1 protein-coding gene is annotated in these 572 nt (G+C 58.7%); it reads right to left on the reverse strand.

All coding sequences use genetic code 11. The annotated features are described in order from the left end of the window. Nucleotides 1-546, reverse strand: a 546-nt coding sequence (locus tag J7438_RS27105) for a P-loop NTPase family protein (protein WP_209279114.1), incomplete at its 3' end; no start/stop codon positions are given. Between the last annotated feature and the right edge of the window lie 26 nt (nt 547-572).

The raw sequence follows: 572 nt of genomic DNA on the forward strand, positions 1-572 counted from the left end.
ATCTTTCAATAATGCCCACTGCAGCAGTGGCCCTTGACAAAATTCGGTGCCATGATCCTCCGCCCTATTGCCCGTTGGATAACTCACCAGCTGCGGTCCGCCAAACAGGGCTTCCTGGGTGTGGTTGGGCCCAAGCTGAAGCACCTGACAGTCCGGATAACCAGCCCTGGCCGCAATGGCCCTGGCCATAAAGGTCTTGCCGACTCCGGCCTCGCCCTGCAGGAATACCACAGGATGCTCCTGGACCCTCTGGGCCAAATGCTCCAGACGCCGCGCCTGCCGCAACCGGTCAGGGCGCTGCCGGGCAAGGAGGGCGTCGGGCAGATCCTGACACTGCCCGGGTATCTGATCATTCGTAAAGGCCGTGGCCAGTACCTCCCGGATCTGTTGTGATTTCTGTTGATCGGCCTGATCCCCCGTCAGAATGCCAGCAACTTGGCTTTCCAGCGTCCCAACCGTTTGGCTGATGATGGTGTCTTGCCGGAGTGATTGCCGGTGAGCGATCAGGGTATCTCTTAAGGTTGATCGCAGGTTTCCGTCAAACAAGCATTTTTTCCGGGCCAGCCGAAGAT

The sequence above is a fragment of the Thalassotalea sp. G20_0 genome (genome assembly GCF_017744175.1).
Lineage (GTDB): Bacteria > Pseudomonadota > Gammaproteobacteria > Pseudomonadales > Endozoicomonadaceae > Endozoicomonas.